Consider the following 21,227-nt stretch of genomic DNA (forward strand, 5'->3'; position numbering starts at 1 on the left):
CAATCATTTTATATTAATACGAATCAAAAGCGTGAATCGACAATTCCCAACTACATAGGAGGTAAGAACATGAGCACATATCAAAATCAATTAATCGCACAATACACGTTCGAAGATGCCGGTCAGATCGGGAAGGACAGCTCCGGTAAGGGACATGATGGTATAGCCAAAGGTGAGATCCTACCTGTGGTATCCGAGTTGAAAGGAAGATCCGCGGTGACTTTCAACGGGGGAGCGAATGGAACTTCTTATCTGCAACTACCCTCGAATCTGCTTCGGGATGTAAGCGATAACACAGGAGTTACGATTGCCACTTGGGTGTTTCTGGGCAAGGGGTCCAATGTGTGGGAACGCATTTTTGACTTTGGTAAAGGGGAGAAGGGACCGTATTTATTTTTGACACGTCAGCTTCTGGGTACGTTATATGCCGGAGATAATCTGGTTGTTCATCCAAGTGGGGGAGTTGCAAGCGGTGAATGGATGCATATTGCACTCTCCGTGGCAGGCAGCCAAGGGGGGACGCTCAGCAGTGCGGGTCCAATTGTATATGTGAATGGGGAGAAGGCCGCAGACGGCTCGATCAGTCAGACATCCAGTGGCAATTATGCCAAACTGCGCGAATGGTTTGATTCGTTCACTGATCCTGAGAATTATAGCCAGAATTATATTGGACGCTCCCAGTATGCAGCGGATGTGGATTTTGCAGGTTCGTTATCCGACTTTCGGATCTATGGGGCAGCGCTCACCATGGATGAAGTTATTGAAGTGATGTGTGAATCACTGACAGATGAAGCGATTGTGAAGCTTGCGGCAGACAAGTATTTGTCCTTCCCCAACCGAATTATCACCAAAGATGTGTCACTGCCCGCACATTTGCTGGGTGATAAAGTGACGGTTCAGTGGAGTTCCAGTAATCCGGAAGTCCTGTCTGAGAATGGAGAGGTTCAGGCAATTACATCCGCACAAGAGGTTACGCTCCGTGCGCTTCTGAACAGAGGTGATCGTAAGCTGAGCCACAGCTTTGACGTGTCTGTTGTGCCGGCGCATCTTCCGCCTTATACGGTCACCATCCATGGAGATCAGAAGGTGGCTGACATCAGTGAAGTGATGTATGGTTTGTTCTATGAGGATATTAATAACGCGGCAGATGGCGGTATCTATGCGGAGCTTGTCCAGAATCGATCATTTGAATCTTTTACATTTGATACATACTCGCATGACTCTGGAGAGTGTGGTTGTTCGACAGGTCGAAATCGTGAGCCTTTGTTTGCCTGGTCAGGCGATACGGATAAAATGCTCGTGCAGCATACGGATGGACTAAACGTTCACTTTAACGTGGAAGATCCTGAAGTAAATGCTTATTATGTCACGGTTCAGGATGGGGCAACGATTCGGAATCGTGGATTCTCAGACTCTAACCAGTATTGTGCCATGTCCATCAAGCAGGGTGAAACATATGACTTTACCGTATGGGCAAAAGCAGAATTGGCAGGAACGATCACTGTTCAATTGCAGGATAGAGAAGACACTTCCATCAGTGATTCGGTAACGTTACATGTTGAAGGCGGAAACACATGGAAGAAATACGGCTTGTCACTTACCGGAACGGAAACTGTACTTGGTCAATTGGCACTTACGTTTGCAGGTGATATCTCTGTCGATATGGTGTCCTTAGTGCCTCAGAATGTATGGGGATCTGATCCGACAGAAGAAGGGATATCCGCTACAGCACATGCCAACTACACAGGTAATCCGAACTATCGATTGAGAAAAGATCTAATTCAGGCACTCGCAGATCTGCATCCAAAGTTCCTTCGTTTTCCGGGAGGATGTATCTCGGAAGGGTCCTTCATATGGGACAACGTATATGATTGGAAGGATTCTGTAGGACCAGTTGAGCTGCGCAAAGAGAATTATAATGTCTGGGGTTACATGATGACGATGGGGCTTGGTTATATGGAGTACTTCCAGTTGGCGGAGGATCTGAATGCTGCTCCGGTTCCAGTGATGGCTTGCGGTGTGTTATGTCAGGCACGTTCGGATTATGCTCATCCTGCGGGTGGCGCATTAAGGGATTATTATATCCGCAACTTCACAGACCTGATCGACTTTGCGCTAAGTACAGATTTTGAACACAACGAATGGGCGGGGGTACGAAGCCAGATGGGACATCCTGAACCGTTTGATCTTCGTTATCTCGGCGTAGGTAATGAGAACTGGGGCACTGAATTTTTTGCCAACTTCGAAGTATTCAAACGTTCGATAGATGACTACATGAAACAGAACTACCCTGATCATGAACTGCACATTATCTCGACAGTTGGTGCTCAGGCGGATGATAATGCGTACCAGGAAGGATGGAAATTCCTCAGTGGGAACCTCACCGGGTCAGCTCAAGTGGCTTTTGCCGATGGTACTGAGGTGATTGAGGAGACGGTAACCTGGTATGAAAATCAGGACAATTATATGGACACCATCGCAGATGAGCACTACTACCGCTCCAATGAATATTTGCTGAATAACGTAGATCGATACAACTATTATGACCGGGCTTATCATGAAGATGGAAGTATCGATTGGAAAGAAACATCCAAAGTGTTTGTTGGAGAATATGCTTCCACGGACAAAAACACGCTGGCAGGAGCGGTCGCAGAAGCTGCGATCATGACCGGATTTGAAAATAATGCAGACGTTGTTCGTTTGGCTGCCTATGCGCCATTGTTCAACAAAGTACTAACGGACGGTACCTATCGCTGGACGCCAGACTGCATCTGGTTTGATGATGAAACAGTATGGTATACACCGAATTATTATGTACAGCAGCTTTTTGCAAAATATGTAGGGGATCAGGTGCTTGAAACTTCATTCTCCACCTATAGCAAAGGTAAACCGCTGAGTCTTATTCCGCGTGGCGGCATCGAAATTGCAACAGGGAATGCAGAGATTGTGGTGAAACGAGTCACAGTCACGTCCAATGTGGATGGCAGTTTGATGTTTGATGAAGATTTCAGGGAACGTACAGAGCCTAGTGAGGCATGGATTCCAATTCCTGGATCGGAAGGATATACGTTAAACGCAGGAAGAGGGCTCAGCCTGAGCGCACAAACTAGTGGATTGAATGGACTGTACCTGCTGAATGACGAATGGACCAACTACAAGGTGCACGTTGAGGCGGAAAGAATTTCAGGTGAGGATGGTTTTTACATCGGTGTGGGGCTGACGGATATCTCGCCCGAGAACAAGGATGTCATTGAGTACGCAATCAGTTACGGCGGGAATGCAACAGGAGTGAAGGTGTACAAACAAGGGATTGAAGGTTATACACTGGGAGACTATTCATCCAGCTCGGCAGCAGGTAACCTGAGAGCGGCCAATTATGAACCACTCGAGAATGGGACCGATTATACAATCACGGTTAACTATGGTGGGGATACAGGAAAAAATCTGATTTGTTCCTATACAGACGGACGTAATATCAGCAAGGTTCTGGATTACAAGTTGGAAGCTTACAACCGGGAAGTATTCCACTCTGTTACGAAAGATGAACGTCATGTGTATGTGAAACTGGTCAATGCAGATGGTGTAGATAAATCAACCTGGATTTGCCTTCAGGATCTGAAGGTTGATGCTTCAGCCAGACTGATCACACTTACTGGAGAAGATCATTTGGTACATATTCCAAATGTGAATCAGAAGAATGATGAGAAAGTGATTCCCCAAGAACAGCAGATAAAATTGAATGGTGAATCAGTGATCGTTGGTTTGTCAGCTCATTCGGTAAATGTTCTTATTATGGATCTTCTGTAAGCAAATATATAAATAAAGGCCCCCTTAAGCAGACATCTGTTGTTTGCGATAAGGGGGCGTTTTGCTATTGAACTTGTTTTGAAATAAAAAGAAATTACTTTTCCGCAATAAGATTAACATGTCAGTAGTCCGGTATGTTAACCAATAAGGACATGGTCCTCTGCATAACCGATTTTGGATGTGCGTTTCTTCTGAGCCAGTGCAAAAGCCAGAGTTAAGGGTCCCAATCGTCCTGCAAACATCGTAATAGAGACTATAATTTTACCGGTAACACTCAACTCACTTGTCAGACCCATCGAGAGTCCAGTGGTGCTAAATGCTGAAGTGGCTTCAAACAGAACATCCAGAAAATGATTTTCAAGAATGCCTTCGGATATGGATAGCAGAATGGAGATCCCAAGCACAAAGGCGAGAGAACTTAAGACAACAGCGAGTGCACGCATTACTGTTTCTTCTGCAATTTTACGCTCAAAAGCATGAATCTGTCCGCCGCCCCGAAATGTTTGTATGGTCGCAAGAACAAGGACCACAAAAGTATTGATTTTAATTCCTCCACCTGTTCCGCCGGAAGAAGCCCCAATGAACATTAGGATAATAATGAAAAATTGGGATGTGGCCAACATACTTCCAATGTCAATGGTATTGAATCCAGAGCTTCGAGGAGCAGTACCCTGAAATAGAGAAGCCCATATACGTTCACTGTAAGATAAATCAGCAAACGTAGAAGGATTCCAACTCTCGAGTAAAAAAATGGTGATAAATCCAAACAAGTACAGAGAAAAACTACCGATTAACACAATTTTTGAATGAAGGGAGAGCTTTCTCCATGAACGTTTGCGGAATACATCCACAACCACAATATAACCTAAGCCGCCAATGATAAAGAGCGTAATGACTGTAAGATTAACAATCGGGTCACCAACAAATGGAGTAAGGCTATCACTCCAAAGAGAGAAACCCGCATTATTGAAGGCAGAGATGGAATGGAATATGGCGTAATAGAAAGCTTGTCCCCATCCCAAATCGCTCTGCCAGCGCAATGTAAGAACCACGGTAGCCAGAGCTTCAAAAGCAAAGGCTATAAGTACAATATACATGGATAACTTAACCAGACCTTGAGCAGAGGAGGTATTGGTGGCTTGTTGAATAAGAAGCCTCTGTTTCAAACCAATCCGTTTCCCCAGAATAATGGCAACCATTACACCTAGTGTCATGAAACCCAGTCCACCAACCTGAATTAAAATCATGATGATGACCTGTCCGAATGTTGAAAAGACACTCCCTGTATCCAAGACAATCAGCCCATTTACACATATAGCGGAGGTTGCTGTGAACAAGGCATCAAGTAAACCGATGGAATTCCCGGTACTTGAAGATATCGGCAGTGCAAGCAATATGGCTCCGATCCAGATGAGAGTGAAGAAGATCATCATGATGAGTTGTGGAGGGCTCATATTATTTTTCAACTTGTTTACAATCGATTCAATGTTTGTCAGAGTCGGAGTTCCCATCACGCGTTTATCTCTTTGGCTCATAATCGCTCTCCAGATTTCGAATGTCATCGTTACTACCTATTAACAAGAGCATATCTCCCGCACGGACTGTGTCTTCCGCCATGGGTGAGATATTTAGGTTATTCCCTGTTTTGATGGCGATAACCGTACATCCATATTCAGCCCGAATATTGAGTTCTAGCAAAGTCTTCTGATTCATACTTAAGGGAGCTTTGATCTCGACCAGATTATAATCTGAAGACAATTCAATGGAATCAATAATGTTGTCTGAGCTAAGCTGATTTCCCAGCCTTGTGGCCATGTCACGTTCAGGATAAACGATCTGGTCCGCACCAATCTTGCTAAGCACACTGCCATGGTTATCATTTTTTGCTTTGGCTGTTACTTTGGGCACATTAAGTTCTTTCAATAACAAAGTGGTTAGTATACTTGCTTGCAGATCTTCGCCGATCGCGACAATAGCGTGTGAAAAGTTGCTTGCCCCAAGCTCCATAAGGACTGATTTGTCAGTGCAATCTGCTTGCACCGCATGGGTTGCCACCGTTGAAATCTCCTGAACAAGAGTTTCGCTTTTGTCTACAGCGAGCACTTCATGCCCATTTTTAATGAGTGTGTGTGTCAAGCTTGAACCGAATCGTCCAAGACCAAGTACCATAAATTGTTTTTTCATAATATCCCTCATTGTAATCAAAATAAATAACAGTTTCCTCTACACCCTAATGGTAAATATTACATTACGTACACTGGAATGTAAGGTTTCATATCGTAGTTAGCAAATCCTGTCCGTCATGTCTATGTCTAAGCATATCTCAAAAGAGTTCATTCTAATGGCTTAAGAATAGAATTGCAACTGATTCGATTCTTTTTGGTATGGCGGTTGAACTGTGCAAAGGGTCAACAAAAGATACCCAAAGTAAATAGCCTACACTATTGCGGTGATCTGGCTGCTCCTATAATAAACGTTGAAGGAGGAGTCAGCTATGCGTTCCAACTACAAACAATTTATCCGAAACGTTCCGCTTCATCTTATGATTTTACCCGGACTGCTGATTATTATTGTATTCGGTTACATTCCGATGGCGGGGCTCTCTATTGCCTTTCAGAATTTCTCTCCCATTGCCGGATTCAAAAACATGAACTGGGTGGGGTGGGATAATTTCAGGTATCTGTTCGATCTGCCCGGTTTCTCGCAAGTTGTATGGAATACGGTGTTTATATCAACGATGAAAATTGTGTCCGGCTTGGTCATTCCGGTACTTGTAGCCTTATTACTCAACGAGGTTCGCAAGACAGGTTTCAAAAGAACGATTCAGACTGTAATTTATATGCCTCACTTTTTCTCTTGGGTTATTCTGGCGGGAATCATCGTGGATGTGTTATCTCCCAGCACGGGGATCGTTAATATGTTGCTCAAAGCCCTCGGAATTGACCCAATTCAATTCCTGGCCAGTAACGAGTGGTTTCCATACATACTTGTCATTACAGACCAATGGAAAGAATTCGGATTTGGTACGATTATCTATCTGGCTGCCCTCACGAATATTGATAAGTCACTCTACGAAGCTTCTGTTATGGATGGAGCGGGAAGATGGAAGCAGACATGGCATATCACACTGCCAGGCATTCGCCCGATCGTGATTTTGATGGTAACGCTTAGTCTGGGTAACGTACTTAACGGTGGCTTTGACCAAGTGTTCAACCTCTATAATCCATTGGTATATGAATCAGGAGATATTCTGGATACGATGATCTACCGGATTGGATTGCAGGATGCACAGTATTCCGTATCAACAGCTTTGGGTCTGATCAAATCTGTTGTTTCCTTCATTTTTATCGGACTTGGTTATTTCTTGGCCTATCGGTTCGCGAATTATCGGATATTCTAGAAAGGAGGCAGAGTCATGCACCACGCTTCAAGAGCCTATCGGTGGTTCCTAGGGTTTAACTACGTCATCCTGACGATTCTTGCCTTGTTATGCTTGTTCCCGATTGTGAATATATTAGCGATTTCATTTAGTTCAAGTGATGCGGTCAAAGCGGGAAGTGTCACATTCTGGCCTGTGGATTTTACATTGTCCTCCTATCAATACATTCTGGAAAATCAGCAGTTCCTGAACTCATTTGGCACGAGCCTTCTCCGTGTAGTACTGGGGGTTACGACCAACTTGGTATTCACCATTCTGGTGGCTTATCCACTCTCTAAAGAGGCTACGAAATTCCGTTCAAGAACGTTCTATGCCTGGATCTTCGTATTCACCATGTTATTCAGTGGGGGATTGATCCCGGGTTACCTGGTGGTTAAGGAAGCGGGCTTGTTGGATTCCATCTGGGCCCTGATTCTGCCAGGTGCTGTTCCGATCTTTAATGTACTTCTAATGCTTAATTTCTTCCGGGGATTGCCGAAGGAACTTGAAGAGGCCTCCTGGATGGATGGGGCAGGACATTTCCGCACGCTATGCAGCATCTATCTTCCTATTTCACTTCCCAGTATTGCGACCATTACGCTGTTCGCCATGGTAGGACACTGGAACGCCTGGTTTGATGGCATGATCTACATGAAGAGTCCGGAAGGTTATCCGCTTGCTACCTATCTTCAGTCCATGTTGCAGCAGGTGACGATGATTCAGAGCGAGATGATGACGCTGGAAGATGCAACGCTCTTAAGTCAGGTATCGGATAGAACCACCCAAGCTTCCCAGATCTTTTTGTCCGTTATTCCCATCCTGCTTGTGTATCCGTTCCTGCAACGGTATTTCGTTCATGGTCTTGTCGTCGGAAGTGTAAAGGGATAAGATCGATAGGAGGAAAACCGATCGATGGAAGGAGCCGATTTCTGGCTCCTTTTTTGCTATTGATGAGAGAGCGTGAGGAAAGGAGGAGGGAAACTTTGCGATTCATCCGGGGGAGATGGAGAGAGTCATCCATTGTTGTCAAACTGATGATTGCTTTTGTACTGGTCATTCTGCCCTTGTATGGGATAAGCATTATGATTACGCAAGTCAGCTCCAAACAAATGCAAACGGAGGTGGAGAAGGCACATGAGTCCAAATTGTACTTCTACCATAATCATCTGCAATTCGAATTGGAGCGAATGAGTGCACTGGTGACCGAATTTTCATTTGATGAAACCATGTCCACACTAAGTACACGAGCCGCAATTATGAGCAGGTATGAAGTCACGTCCAGTCTGAACAACATTCACAATAAGTTGGGTCAGATCATGGTGACGAGTCCTTATATTAGTGATGTTGTGTATTACGTTCCCGCTCTGCATAAACGGGTCAGTGCGGCGGACGGAATTCGGGATGTAGAGGATACCGAGTGGAAGAATCTGCTCGCGACGATGGGGAATCTGAATGGCGAATTATCGCATTCCAATAACGATCTCTATTTCCTGAAAAGTAATCCATATAACATGAACCATGAGGAACCACCCAATTTCATATTAGGAATACGCTTGTCTGCTGAAGAACTGAAACATCGTTTGCAGCAGCTATCGGAAACGGGAGAAAGTGAGATTACACTGAGTTTTGGTGAACAGCAACATGTAGTGATTTCTTCTTCCGAGCAGCCAGCACCTGTAAAACCGATCCAAACAGTTTCGCCGGAACCGTCTGAGTCCATGCAAGTTACAAAGTTCCAATCTGATCCATATCTCTATTATTCGTTGCATGATAAGGATCACTCGTTCACCCTGACAGCTACTATACCGCAGGATGTGCTGAGTGCGCCGCTGAAACAATACAACGTATGGTTATGGATGGTGACCTTCATGTCAGTTGTAATTATTATTGTCTTCTCGTTTTCGATCTACAGATCGATTCACCAACCGTTAGCGTTGCTCATCCGAGGATTCAGAATGGCTGAACAGGGCCAGACAAGTGTACATATTCCTTCATCCAGAAGGGATGAATTCGGCTATTTGTACTCCCGATTCAACCATATGATAGAACGCCTACATATTTTGATCGATGAGAATTATGTTGCACGCATTCGAACAAGTGAGGCGGAACTCAAACATCTGCAATCCCAGATTCAACCTCACTTTTTATACAACAGTCTGTTCAGCATCAAGCAAATGGCTGAGGTGGAGAATGTGGAGCTCATTCAGGAATTCACCGACTACTTGGGTCAATATTTCAGGTATATGTCTCGGGATTCTCATACGGAGGTATCGTTGGGGGCTGAGATTGACCATGCGCTGGTCTATGCATCGATTCAAAAAATTCGGTTTGGTTCGAGGATTCAATTGGAATTGGAGGATCTGGACGCAAGATACAGAGACATTTCCGTTCCCAGAGTTATGATTCAGCCGATCGTAGAGAATGTGTTTGAGCACGCACTAGCCAAACGCAGCGAAGGAGGTATCCTACAGATCTCGTACCAAAAGGGGCTGGACAATCTATCCATTCGCATTGAGGATGATGGGGATCAGTTAAGCGATGAAACATTGATTTATCTGCAATCTGCATTTGAGGAAACAGAGCGGAAACATGGAAACGAAGAGATAACCGGGCTCATCAATGTGAGTCAGCGATTACGAATCAAATTCGGGGCTGGTTATGGTCTTACAGCGCAGCGAAGTGAGCTTGGTGGGTTGTGCATTATAGTGAAGATTCCATGGGAGGGGGAGTAATGTCATGCAGAGGATGCTTATTGTAGATGATGAACCCGTTATTTTAGATGGACTGTATGCGTTCTTTCAAAAAGCAAATCTTCAGGACATGGAGATAATCAAGGCATACTCTGCCTATGAAGCTATCGATTGGCTGAACTCGGTCAAGGTTGATATTGTACTCAGCGATATCTGTATGCCTGGCATGGATGGCATGCAGTTAATTGAGCAGATTATGGATCGGTGGCCACGATGCAAAGTCCTATTGCTGACAGGTCATAACGAATTTGATTATGCACACCAAGCTATTCGGAATCCTTGCGTTGTTGATTACATGTTAAAGACAGAGGGCATGAATCACATTCGGGCTGCGGTAGAACGGGCATTAACACAGATCTCGGAAGAGAATGATTTTCGCTACCAAGCTGCATGGTTTCGCAGTAAATTGCCACGAGCGCTGCCCCAGTTACAGCGTCAATTGCTGCTGGATGTGCTGAAGCGAACGGATAGACCTGATATCGCTTCACTTCAGGAAGAGCTGGATGCCGTGCAGCTCCCCTTCCAATCTGATCAACTTGTTATTCCTGTGATTATAAGAGTGGAGGAGTGGAACAACTACCAGTCTCAGGCGGACCGCAGTCTCATCCGGTATGCCGTTGCCAATGTTGCGGAGGAGTTGCTGCAGGACAAGGCCAAGGTGAAGGCAATTGATCTGGACACTCAGGTCATCGCTTGCTTTATTCAATCGCAAGGGGCGCATCCGTCCCACATATCTAATAATGAAGGGGAACGAGGGAGTCAGCTGGATAACTGGCAACAAACTCTTCGTTTTGTCTATGGCACACTGGAGTCTGTGCAGCAATCCTGTGCGGACTGTCTGAACCTGTCTGTATCCATCATGGTCAGCGAGCAGGCGGTAGAGTGGAGCAGGGTTAATCAGGCAATCGGGCAGTTACGCCTGTCGATTCATGAGAGTCCCGGGCTTGGGATGGAGAAGCTGCTGCGTGTAAATATCCAGGATGAATTGCCTTACACCCCTAGCATCATGAATCAACAGGGTGTTGTAACGCTGCATCTGGATCAGATCAAACAGCGAATAACCGCCGGGGATCGGGAATGGATGGAGTCTTTCCATAAATGGACCGAGGCTGCGAAGGAAGGGCTTCAAGATCCGTTCTTCCGCATGAAAACGTATACGGGTGCAGCGAGTGTACTCATTGAAGTCCTGCACGAACTGGGGTTGTATGAATCGGCAATGGAAGAAATATCGCTTTCCCGAATGCTGCATTTTGACATCCATACCGCATGGTCTGATCTGGTCATCTTTTATCAATCGGCATACGAATGGATGATCTCCAAACGAAGCGATGCTCGCCTGAATGATCAATCACAGATTCTAATTACGATCCATCATTATATCAAACACCATCTGGAGGACGACCTCTCACTCACACGGATCGCACAGGAAGTCTCTCTTAATCCTTCTTATCTGTCGCGTTGGTACAAAAGGATTACAGGCAAAGGCATATCCGACTACATCCATGACCGCAGAGTGGAGCGAAGCAAAGAGCTGCTTCTGGGTTCTTCCTGCAAAATGCATGAAATATCCGCGAAAGTTGGGTTTAGCGATCAGCATTATTTTTATCGTTTCTTCAAAAAAGCAACAGGCTGCACCCCTCAAGAGTTTCGGGATCAGAAAAGTTAAATGATATCTCAAATGGTAAATCAAAGATACCAGATGTCAACGGGATACACTCGAAGTGATAGCGCTTTCTTTGTAATATAAAATTATACCTCACGGGAGGAGAAAAAAGGGGGATTCGCATGAATATATCATTTAAGAAGTTCTCATTATTAACATTAACCATGGTACTGGCCACCACGCTTGCTGCCTGTTCATCTGGTGCGGGAAGTGCCGAGAATGAAGCTGAACCGAACACACAGCAGGATGCGGGAGGACCACTTACGAAATATGACCCACCCATTAAATTGACTTCCACCATGAATGAAACAGGGAAAGAATCGCTTGCCCAAGGAGATACACACGCCAATAACATCTGGACCAGAGGGTACAAGGATGAACTTGGTATTGATGTAACGTACGAATGGATTGTTCCGGATGCCAATTATAACGATAAGATGAATGTCACATTGGCGAGTGGTGATCTGCCGGATGTCCTGAAAGTGAGTGCTGTTCAATTCGAACAACTGCATGAAGCAGGAATGCTGGAGGATCTGACCCAAGTATATGACAAGTATGCATCCGAACTGGTGAAGGAGTTCATGTCTGCTGAAGATGGAGCAGGTCTGAAGCCAGTAACGAAGGATGGAAAAATATACGCCATGGTGAGTTTCCCAGGCTCGCTGGATTCCTCGGATATGATCTGGATTCGTCAGGACTGGCTGAAAAAGGTTGGTCTTGAGGCACCTAAAACCATGCAGGATGTCATCCAGATTGCGGAATCCTTTACCTTCGAAGATCCAGACGGAAATGGCAAAGATGATACGTACGGTATTGCCTTAAACAAGGATTTACCTATTAATGCGTTCTTGCTCGGTTATCATGGTTATCTCGAAACCTGGATTAAGGATGCTTCAGGTCAAGTCGTGAATGGAACGATCCAACCAGAAGTGAAAGAAGGATTGCGTGAGCTTCAGACTCTGTATCAGAAGGGTGTGCTTGATCCCGAATTTGGCGTGAAGGATTTTGCTAAAATGATGGAGGATGTGAATGCAGGCAAGTCAGGCATGTTCTTCCTGCCACAATGGGCACCTTTTCAGGTTAGCAGCATGATTAAAAAAGACAAAAACATCGACTGGATGGCTTACCCGGTTCAATCGATTGATGATCAACCAGCCAAAACACAGAATCATCTTAGTCTGGGCGGTATATTTGCCGTTCGTAAAGGCTACGAGCATCCAGAAGCGTTGATTAAACTGCTTAATTTCCAGGCTGAAAAAATGTTCGGTGAGTCTGCGAAGGAAGAACGGGCTGCTTACTTAAATGGACTGACAGGTCTTGGTTTTCATAATGCAACGGTCTCTAACCTGCCAGCCAACAAAAATGTGAAGGCGCAGGACGAAGTAGAGCAGGCGCTCAAAACTGGAGATACGTCCGGATTGGAACTCGAAGCGAAGCTGTTCTATGACGATATTATGGATTATCGGAATGGGAATCTCGACAAGTGGCATATGGAGCGTATCTTTGGCCCAGAGAGTTCACAAGGTGTGATTAAATATTATCGGGATAATGACCTCATTGTCATGAATGAATTCATCTATGCACCGACGAGAACAATGAATACGAAGCAAGCTACACTGGATAAACTGAGAGCCGAGACGTTTCTGAAAATCATCTATGGAAACTTGTCGATTGACGAGTTTGATAATTTCGTAGCCAATTGGAAGAAACTTGGCGGGGATCAAATCACACAGGAAGTGAATGAAACGATCGCTGCTAACCAATAGCATGATTGATTCATATTATCCAAGAATGGAACATGAAAAATGGTGCGCTCCTTAAAGGGAGGCACCATTTTTTTGCTTCTAATTATTTGCGTTTCAGTAGCAGAACTCCACTGATGGTTGACGTTTTCTGGCGGTATACCACTTTGAATCCAATATCATTGTCCAGCAAGCAGTTCAGTGCATTGATCAACCGTGCACCAGGAACCAGTGTGAATGTACATGGAGACGTATTACCAATCACACGTACACTTTGGATTCTGCGCGCAGAACCGGGAATGAGCGGATTTCTGGACCAATAGATTAATACCAGATCCGGTTGTGGAACAGCATTGACACGAGCCATACTAATCATCTCTTTTCTATTAAAGGTTCTTAATAGTAGATGAAAAGTAGAGGAAAGGGTGCTAGACGGAAGTCATGCTGTTCAATAAATAGACTTTACTTATTCGTAGAATGCTGTTTGGATGGCAACTTGTCCCCTGGTGTTCCCTTGCCGTTGTTTTTATTGTGACGCGCTTTTTCGGCATTTTCGTTAACTTTTTTCACAAAATCTTGAGTACTTTCCATTATAAATTACAGCTCCTTCCATAAGCAAAATGTGTATTCCTGATTGTTAATATAACCACTGGAAAGTGATTTTATTTTGGTGACATCGTTAAATTTAATTGTGATTCCACATTCCTAGGTCAATTGGGACATACTGGACATGGGAAGTTCATGCGTCTAAACTAGATAGACCAGACATACTAAGAAGGGATGCGCAGATTTAAACCATGTTGCAGAAATTCGGGTTTACACAATATGAAAGTCAGGTATACGAGGCTATATTTGCACAGGATGAACCTCTTGATGCTACATCGATCGTAAATTACTCCAACGTTCCCAAAGCCAAAATCTATGAAGTGCTTAATCGCCTGATCGACAAGGGAACGGTGCTGACAACGATGGATGGGAAGAAAAAACTATATATGGCTGTGGATCTTCAGTCCATTATTCATAAGATCAAGGCTGATTTTGAGAAAGATATTGAGGAATTGAAAAGTTACAAAATCAAACGTACATTTACGGATGAGCATATTTGGACGTTAAAAGATGAGTCGTCCATCGCATCGAATATCGAACAGCTTATCGAGGAAGCAGATTCATCAATTCTTTTTCTGGCCTGGAATGAGCGAATGGAGAAATATCGTACACTGCTGGAGCAGAAGGAAAAGCAGGGCGTGTACGTTGAAGTGCTTGCCGTTGGGGGAATGGAGACATCCTTAAACCGGATATACTCGTTGATTCCATTGCTTGATGCGCCGGAACCTTCACAACTGCTTATTGTGGATCATGCATATCTGCTGTTTGCGGGTGTGGAGCACGATTCATGGCGAGCGATCAAGACGATGTCCAAACCGATTGTCAAAGCGATGACTGATTATTTCTACCATGATGTTGCGCTTACTCAAATTACCAAAAAATACGGTGACCAACTGTTACAGGATGCTGAAATCGAGAAACTGCTCACCAGATTGATCTATTAAAACTATTCTCTTGGAGAATAGTTTTTTTGTTATATCTTTGTTTGAAAATATTCATGAAAATAACTATTGAAACTTTCAATCTTATGGGTTACTATCGTAGTTGTAACTTTTTTGAGGAGGATTCAAAAATGAATAAGAAAGTATATGTGCTTGCTATCGCAGCATTTGTGGTCGGAACCGTTGAACTGATCTTGGGCGGAATTCTGGACCTGATTGCTACGGATCTTCGTCTTTCCCTGGCTAAAGCCGGGTATTTAATTTCTATTTTCTCACTTGTCTATGCGTTGTCTGCGCCGATTTTATTAAATATGACGGCCAGATTCGAGCGTAAAAAAGTATATATGTGTACGCTGTTTGTATTTCTAATCAGTAATCTGATCTCTGCATTCAGTACCAGCTTTTATATGCTGATGGCGGGCAGAGCGCTCGGAGCCGCCACGGGCTCACTTATTTTTGTACTCTCCCTGACCCTTGCAGCTCGCATTGTGGAACCACAATATAAAGGACGCGCCGTGGGGATCATTACCATGGGAGGTAGTGCATCACTTATCCTGGGTGTACCTCTTGGAATCTTTGTAGGTAACTTGGCAGGCTGGCGTGAGGTGTTTATGTTGATCGCTGTTCTGACCGCAGTGGTTATGGTGGCCATCTGGATTGCGATGGATCGTGTGCAGCCGATTCCTGCGGTATCCTTGAAGAAACAGCTTACGGCTCTGTGGAATCCTAAAATGTTGGCAATCCATGCGACAACTTTACTTGTGCTTGCGGGTCATTTGACTTTATATGCGTATTTTACACCGTTTCTGCAAGAAACGCTGGGAGCCAGCGCCACGATGGTTACCTTTATCTATATGATGTTTGGGATCGCTGCTGTTGCAGGTGGAGGCATAGGTGGCATGTTATCCGATCGTCTGCATCCTGCTAAAGCCATTGTCCTTGTGCTGATTCCTTTTATCATAAGTATGGCTGTCATTCCGTTCAGTGTGGGATTACCTTTGATCGCCTTCTTGTTATTGTTAAGCATCTGGAGTGCACTGAGCTGGACCGTTACGCCTGTACAAAATAGTCTGATTATCAAAACGTCACCGGAAACAGCCGAAACGCTAATCAGCACCAACTCAGGTATTGCACATGCAGGTATTGCACTGGGTACTTATATCGGTGGCATGGTGATTGATCACTCATCGATTCTGAACACCGGATGGGTTGGTTCTGTTCTGATTCTGCTTGGTTTGCTGTCTGCCATCTATGCCATTAGCGTGAAGGAAAAAACCGTTCAGGCGGTTGCTTAGAATAAAGAAATTAGACAGCAGCTTGAACCTCTGCATTCCCATAGTCTAATGGGTGTAGAGGTTTTTTTGCTGTTTCACTAGAGTACGCGTCAGTAGATTAAACCATTTTCATATCAAGAAAAACTTGCTTTATTCATACTAATCTATATAATTAAAATAGTTTTTAAAAGTATTATTTAATGTGAATTACATGATGTGTATTGAGGGAGCGGTGATCATGACTACGAAGACGGAAAAACAAAAAATGCTGGATGGCGAGCTGTACATGGCTTCGGATCTTCAATTGTCTGAGGACAGAGAGTATGCAAGGAAAATGACTCGGACGTTTAATCAAACGAAGGAAACGGACGGTGAGCTTCGCACCAAGTTATTGAAGGAACTGTTTGGATCAACAGGTGAACACCTAGGCATGGAACCTAATATTCATGTGGATTATGGATATAACATTCATGTAGGCAATCATTTTTATGCCAACTTTAATTGTACGATATTAGATGTGTGTGAAGTTCGTATTGGAGACCATTGCTTAATGGGACCAGATGTACATATCTATACAGCTACTCATCCACTCCATCCGCATGAACGCAATACGGGTGCAGAATACGGCAAGCCAGTCACGATTGGCAATAATGTATGGATTGGTGGTAGAGCCGTTATTAATCCGGGGGTTACCATTGGAGACAACGTGGTCATTGCTTCCGGGTCTGTGGTTACAAAAGATGTTCCCGATAATATGATCGTTGGCGGCAATCCTGCCAGAATCATTAGAGAGATAGAGCTTTAACATATGTATAGATAGAAGATGGGAAGTGCTTACGAAATGATGACTGAAAAAGAAAAATCCCAATTAGGGCTCTTGTATAACGCCAATTATGATCAAGAGTTAATTGAAGAGCGTTTACATTCCAAAGGGCTTTGTTACGATTATAACCAGCTCCATCCAGGGAAGATCAATGAAAGAGAAGCGTTAATCAAGAAACTGCTCGGGAAAACGACGGATCGTTTCCTGATTGAACAGCCCTTTGTATGTGATTACGACTATAATATTGAAATTGGTGAGAACTTCTATAGCAATCATAATATTGTCATGCTGGATGGAGGAAAAATCAGTTTTGGGGATAACGTTTTTGTTGCTCCGAATTGTGGATTCTATACTGCAGGCCACCCTTATGATGTTGAGCAGCGCAATGTAGGTCTGGAGATCGTTGGACCCATCACGGTGGGCAATAATGTATGGATCGGTGGCGGTGTGACAGTTCTTGCCGGTGTGACGATTGGAGATAATACGATCATCGGCGCAGGGAGCGTAGTGACCAAGAGTATACCGTCTGGTGTGATTGCTGCGGGTAATCCTTGCAGGGTCCTTCGCAAGATAACGGAAGAAGACAAAACAAAGTACAGCAGGGATGTAGTAAGGTGAAGAACATAAAGCGAGGATTAGCATTTTAGCCCATGACAAAGCCCGATGTTTATCATCGGGTGTTTTTAATAAAATCCCCCACACAGAACACTTGCCAAGGTATCGTATAATCGACACTTTTTCATGTGATTTGCTGGGGGATAGAAGGATATATCTGTTACATTTGCTTAAACTTTTGCTTGAACTTAACGTTTCAAATTTTTTCCGTTACTGCTGATCACTTCTTTGTACCAATGGAAGGATTTTTTGCGGTAACGTTCGAGTGTTCCTGAACCATCGTCATGACGATCAACATAAATGTAGCCATAACGTTTTTTCAACTGGGCAGTAGACGCACTGACTACATCAATACAACCCCATGAAGTATAACCCATGATCTCCACACCATCTTCAATGGCTTCCCCAACCTGAACCAGATGATCGTTCAAATACTTGATCCGGTAGTCATCCTCAACCGTTTTCTCGCCATCCGCACCGGTGATCAATTCATCCACTGCACCAAGGCCATTTTCCACAATGAACAGCGGCTTCTGGTAACGGTCGTAGAACATATTGAGTACATAACGCAATCCTTGCGGATCAATCTGCCAACCCCACTCACTTGCATCCAGATATGGATTAGGGTAACCACCAAGCAAGTTCCCTTCACCGGCAATCTGTTTCGCTGGATCAGCAGTCTGACACAGGCTCATATAGTAGCTGAAGGAGATAAAGTCTACCGTATGAAGCAACATATCTTCGTCGCCATCTTCCATATGAATCTGAATTCCGTTCTCACGGAAGTAACGTTTCATGTATCCTGGGTAGCGGCCTCTAACATGCACATCACCAAAGAAATAATTGCTATGTTCGAATTCCATTACCTGGATCATGTCGTCTGGATGTGGCGTCAGCGGATACGTTGGCATGCTGAGCATCATACAACCAATCTGAGCATCGGGAATAATCTCATGACAGAGTTTAACGGCAGAAGCACTGGCTACAAATTCATGGTGAATAGCTTGATACAGATCCTGCTTGCTCAGTTTCTCTTTGGGTGTGTATATACCTCCGCTCATGAATGGTTCTTCAAGAATGGAATTGATTTCATTGAAAGTTAGCCAGTATTTCACCTTGTTTTTATACCGGTTAAAGACAGTAGTTACGTAGCGCTCATAGAATCCAATCATCTTGCGGTTCACCCAGCCGTCGTATTCTTTGGATAGATGAAGAGGGGTCTCGTAATGGGACAATGTAACCAATGGCTCAATTCCATATTTATGGCATTCGTCAAAGAGGTTGTCGTAGAATTGCAAGCCTTCTTCATTCGGTTCGAGCTCATCACCTTTCGGGAAGATTCGGGACCATGCAATGGACGTACGGAAAACTTTGAAGCCCATCTCGGCAAACAGTTTCACATCTTCCTTGTAACGGTTGTACAAATCGATACCAATCAGTTTCATATTATCTTCAGTCGGCTCTTCCGTGATGGGACCCTTGATGCCTTGGGGAGCTACATCCTGAGTAGAAAGACCTTTGCCGCCTTGATTGTATGCACCTTCAGCCTGGTTGGCTGCAATTGCGCCACCCCACAGGAAATTTTCCGGGAATTGATAGATATGATTTTGAGAGTTATTCATGTGTATCGCTCCATTCATCAAATTTATATTTAAGATGATTCATGTATGACATAAAAAAAGCTTAAACGTTGTAACGGGTTACACGTCAAGTTTTACTTTTGACCCAGATATGAGGCATACTATTATTCAAAATAGTACTGGATGAACTTATGTAGTTCGTTAGCAAGAAAGGAGTCTCCGATGTCAAAGTTCGATGAAATTATGAAACGATCTGGTTACTCAAGAGCGACAGTGTCGCGAGTAATCAATCATTCCCCACATGTTAGTGACGAAGCAAGACATATCATAACGAATATTATGAAGGAGTTAAATTATATTCCGAACCGGAATGCAGTATCATTATCTACAGGCAAGACCAAACAAATTGGCATCATAACGTCAACCATTGACGATCTCAGTCTCACCTTCATGAATCAGTTTATGGAAACAGCGATGGATTTCGGGTTTCAGACGATCGTGTATACTTCCCGTGGAAATAAGGAAATTGAGTTACAAGGATTTGAAGACCTGCGTAGCAAGCGGGTGGATGGACTCCTAATTGTTACCTGTGTTAACGATCCTCGGAAATTAAAAGCGTATATGGAATACGGCCCGATTGTTTCCTGGCAGCGAATGGGGAACGACGAGATTCCGTCTGTTGCGATGGATCAGGCAAAAGGGTATAAGTTAGCTCTGGAGCATCTGGTATCAAGAGGATACACTCGAATTGCAAATGCATTTGGCAGGGCTGAGAGTCTGAATACCCAGAGCCGCCGTAAAGCCTATGAAACTTTCATGAAGAGTAGAGGGTTACCTGTATGGAATGAAGCATATCAGTATTCCGTATTTAGCTCCTCTGATGGTGAAGAAGCGATGCGAAGAATGGCAGAGGAGCGAGAGCTTCCACAGGCCGTATTATGTTCGAATGACTATGCAGCCATCGGCATTCTGAGTGAAGCACGCAGACGGAATATTCAGGTACCGGAACAACTTGCCATTGTGGGTTTTGATGATATCGAGCTTTCCCGTGTTCTTGGAATCACGACCATACACAATCCGATTGCGGAGCAAGCCACCCAAGCTTTCCATCAATTGTGGGTCGTATTGGGTAAAACAGAGTTGAAGACCGAACAGCTAACATACCAGCTGATTGAGCGTGAGACGACTTGAATCCGTAAGACCTGTTGTGGGAATCGGGTTTTATGGATTCAATAATTATTCAAATTTGAAGCATCTTCGAATTAACCTCATACGTTATACTGAGGATAAGCTTCAGAACGACATATCTGTACGGAGATGTGATTGAAGTTCTCGTAGCATGTTACAAGTTACATATTTCACAAACGATCAGCGGGAAAGGTGAGAATGGACTTTATGAAGACAGTGACAGGCCGATTTAGAATTGCGGGCATATGGGAGGGTGTATCCTTACTTCTGTTGATTTTTATTGCTATGCCTCTGAAATACTTTGCAGATATTTCTTCTGCTGTAGCCATAATGGGCATGATTCATGGTATTTTGTTTCCTTTGTACCTTATTGCGCTAGTGCATTTGGCTGTGGTCAAAAAGTGGAAGATCACGCGCTGGTTAATGGGTGGTCTCGCCGGTCTATTGCCGTTTGGAACTTTTGTATTTGAATCTTATCTTCGGAAGAGAGATTGGAAATAAAAATCAATATGACTAAATGAAAGCAGGCGACTAATTCAGATGTTATCCGAATTGTCGCCTGCTGGTTTCTGTACAAGTGCTACTTTACTGTACCCTGTTGACGATCGGATAACAGGCTTACTCCAATATCGCCAGAAGCATCCGATACAGGTGCATACGCCGAGAAGGAAGTAACAACAACCAGGGCAGTGAACAGAAATAAGAATGATTTTTTCATACCATAACCTCTTTCATATGGGGATATATTCCATTTGATTTTAACGCACATAGACTATACTTGAAAAGTAAAAGTTTAAATGAGCAAGCTATTGATTGACTG

At 44.0% G+C, this 21,227-nt stretch carries 18 protein-coding genes; 12 read left to right on the top strand and 6 right to left on the bottom strand.

Annotated features, from left to right (window positions below):
* Nucleotides 1-69: 69 nt before the first annotated feature.
* Nucleotides 70-3,807 (top strand): alpha-L-arabinofuranosidase C-terminal domain-containing protein, encoded by a 3,738-nt coding sequence (locus F0220_RS13805; RefSeq protein WP_105598575.1) that lies wholly within the window; start codon nt 70-72, stop codon nt 3,805-3,807.
* Between the two features lie 137 nt (nt 3,808-3,944).
* On the opposite strand, the gene F0220_RS13810 is transcribed toward F0220_RS13805, so the two are convergent.
* Both F0220_RS13810 and F0220_RS13815 read right to left on the bottom strand, forming a co-directional pair.
* Nucleotides 3,945-5,342 carry a TrkH family potassium uptake protein gene (locus F0220_RS13810; RefSeq protein WP_105598576.1) on the bottom strand — a complete coding sequence of 466 codons (1,398 nt, stop codon included), beginning with the start codon at nt 5,340-5,342 and terminating at the stop codon, nt 3,945-3,947.
* Nucleotides 5,326-5,991, bottom strand: a complete 666-nt coding sequence (locus tag F0220_RS13815) for a potassium channel family protein (RefSeq protein ID WP_091016628.1) — start codon at nt 5,989-5,991, stop codon at nt 5,326-5,328. The genes F0220_RS13810 and F0220_RS13815 overlap by 17 nt, the downstream gene beginning before the upstream one ends.
* 310 nt (nt 5,992-6,301) lie before the next feature.
* Between F0220_RS13815 and F0220_RS13820 the strand changes: the two genes are divergently transcribed.
* The 5 genes from F0220_RS13820 (at nt 6,302) to F0220_RS13840 (ending at nt 13,404) form a co-directional block, all read left to right on the top strand.
* Complete coding sequence (locus tag F0220_RS13820) at nt 6,302-7,207, top strand: ABC transporter permease (protein ID WP_105598577.1); 906 nt, start codon at nt 6,302-6,304, stop codon at nt 7,205-7,207.
* A gap of 15 nt (nt 7,208-7,222) precedes the next feature.
* Nucleotides 7,223-8,113 (top strand): carbohydrate ABC transporter permease, encoded by an 891-nt coding sequence (locus F0220_RS13825; RefSeq protein WP_091016624.1) that lies wholly within the window; start codon nt 7,223-7,225, stop codon nt 8,111-8,113.
* Nucleotides 8,114-8,175: 62 nt separating this feature from the next.
* Nucleotides 8,176-9,957, top strand: a complete 1,782-nt coding sequence (locus F0220_RS13830) for a sensor histidine kinase (protein WP_105598578.1) — start codon at nt 8,176-8,178, stop codon at nt 9,955-9,957.
* 4 nt (nt 9,958-9,961) lie between these two features.
* Entirely contained in the window at nt 9,962-11,641 is a 1,680-nt protein-coding gene (locus F0220_RS13835) for a response regulator (RefSeq protein ID WP_105598579.1), read from the top strand.
* A gap of 119 nt (nt 11,642-11,760) precedes the next feature.
* Entirely contained in the window at nt 11,761-13,404 is a 1,644-nt protein-coding gene (locus F0220_RS13840; protein WP_105598580.1) for an extracellular solute-binding protein, read from the top strand.
* 82 nt (nt 13,405-13,486) lie between these two features.
* On the opposite strand, the gene F0220_RS13845 is transcribed toward F0220_RS13840, so the two are convergent.
* Together F0220_RS13845 and F0220_RS13850 are read right to left on the bottom strand one after the other, a co-directional pair.
* Nucleotides 13,487-13,747, bottom strand: a complete 261-nt coding sequence (locus tag F0220_RS13845; RefSeq protein ID WP_105598581.1) for a hypothetical protein — start codon at nt 13,745-13,747, stop codon at nt 13,487-13,489.
* A gap of 95 nt (nt 13,748-13,842) precedes the next feature.
* Nucleotides 13,843-13,971 (bottom strand): DUF4023 family protein, encoded by a 129-nt coding sequence (locus F0220_RS13850; protein WP_047842809.1) that lies wholly within the window; start codon nt 13,969-13,971, stop codon nt 13,843-13,845.
* Between the two features lie 206 nt (nt 13,972-14,177).
* Between F0220_RS13850 and F0220_RS13855 the strand changes: the two genes are divergently transcribed.
* From F0220_RS13855 to F0220_RS13870, 4 genes are all read left to right on the top strand, one after another.
* Entirely contained in the window at nt 14,178-14,930 is a 753-nt protein-coding gene (locus F0220_RS13855) for a TrmB family transcriptional regulator (protein WP_091016614.1), read from the top strand.
* 128 nt (nt 14,931-15,058) lie between these two features.
* Nucleotides 15,059-16,222, top strand: coding sequence for an MFS transporter (locus F0220_RS13860; RefSeq protein WP_105598582.1), 1,164 nt, complete (start codon nt 15,059-15,061; stop codon nt 16,220-16,222).
* Nucleotides 16,223-16,439: 217 nt separating this feature from the next.
* Entirely contained in the window at nt 16,440-17,006 is a 567-nt protein-coding gene (locus tag F0220_RS13865; RefSeq protein ID WP_105598583.1) for a sugar O-acetyltransferase, read from the top strand.
* Nucleotides 17,007-17,045: 39 nt separating this feature from the next.
* The gene (locus F0220_RS13870; protein ID WP_105599129.1) at nt 17,046-17,642 is read left to right on the top strand and encodes a sugar O-acetyltransferase; all 597 of its coding nucleotides are present in this window, start codon (nt 17,046-17,048) and stop codon (nt 17,640-17,642) included.
* A gap of 185 nt (nt 17,643-17,827) precedes the next feature.
* Here F0220_RS13870 and F0220_RS13875 read toward each other — a convergent pair whose 3' ends face one another.
* Nucleotides 17,828-19,261 (bottom strand): glycoside hydrolase family 1 protein, encoded by a 1,434-nt coding sequence (locus tag F0220_RS13875; RefSeq protein ID WP_105598584.1) that lies wholly within the window; start codon nt 19,259-19,261, stop codon nt 17,828-17,830.
* Between the two features lie 180 nt (nt 19,262-19,441).
* Here F0220_RS13875 and F0220_RS13880 point away from each other — a divergent pair, with 180 nt between their 5' ends.
* Together F0220_RS13880 and F0220_RS13885 are read left to right on the top strand one after the other, a co-directional pair.
* Complete coding sequence (locus tag F0220_RS13880; protein ID WP_091016606.1) at nt 19,442-20,410, top strand: LacI family DNA-binding transcriptional regulator; 969 nt, start codon at nt 19,442-19,444, stop codon at nt 20,408-20,410.
* 204 nt (nt 20,411-20,614) lie between these two features.
* Complete coding sequence (locus tag F0220_RS13885) at nt 20,615-20,908, top strand: DUF3817 domain-containing protein (protein WP_091017704.1); 294 nt, start codon at nt 20,615-20,617, stop codon at nt 20,906-20,908.
* A 79-nt stretch (nt 20,909-20,987) separates the two neighbouring features.
* Here F0220_RS13885 and F0220_RS32490 read toward each other — a convergent pair whose 3' ends face one another.
* Nucleotides 20,988-21,125 carry a hypothetical protein gene (locus tag F0220_RS32490; RefSeq protein ID WP_179198532.1) on the bottom strand — a complete coding sequence of 46 codons (138 nt, stop codon included), beginning with the start codon at nt 21,123-21,125 and terminating at the stop codon, nt 20,988-20,990.
* Between the last annotated feature and the right edge of the window lie 102 nt (nt 21,126-21,227).

It is taken from the genome of Paenibacillus sp. 37, from assembly GCF_008386395.1.
GTDB lineage: Bacteria > Bacillota > Bacilli > Paenibacillales > Paenibacillaceae > Paenibacillus > Paenibacillus amylolyticus_B.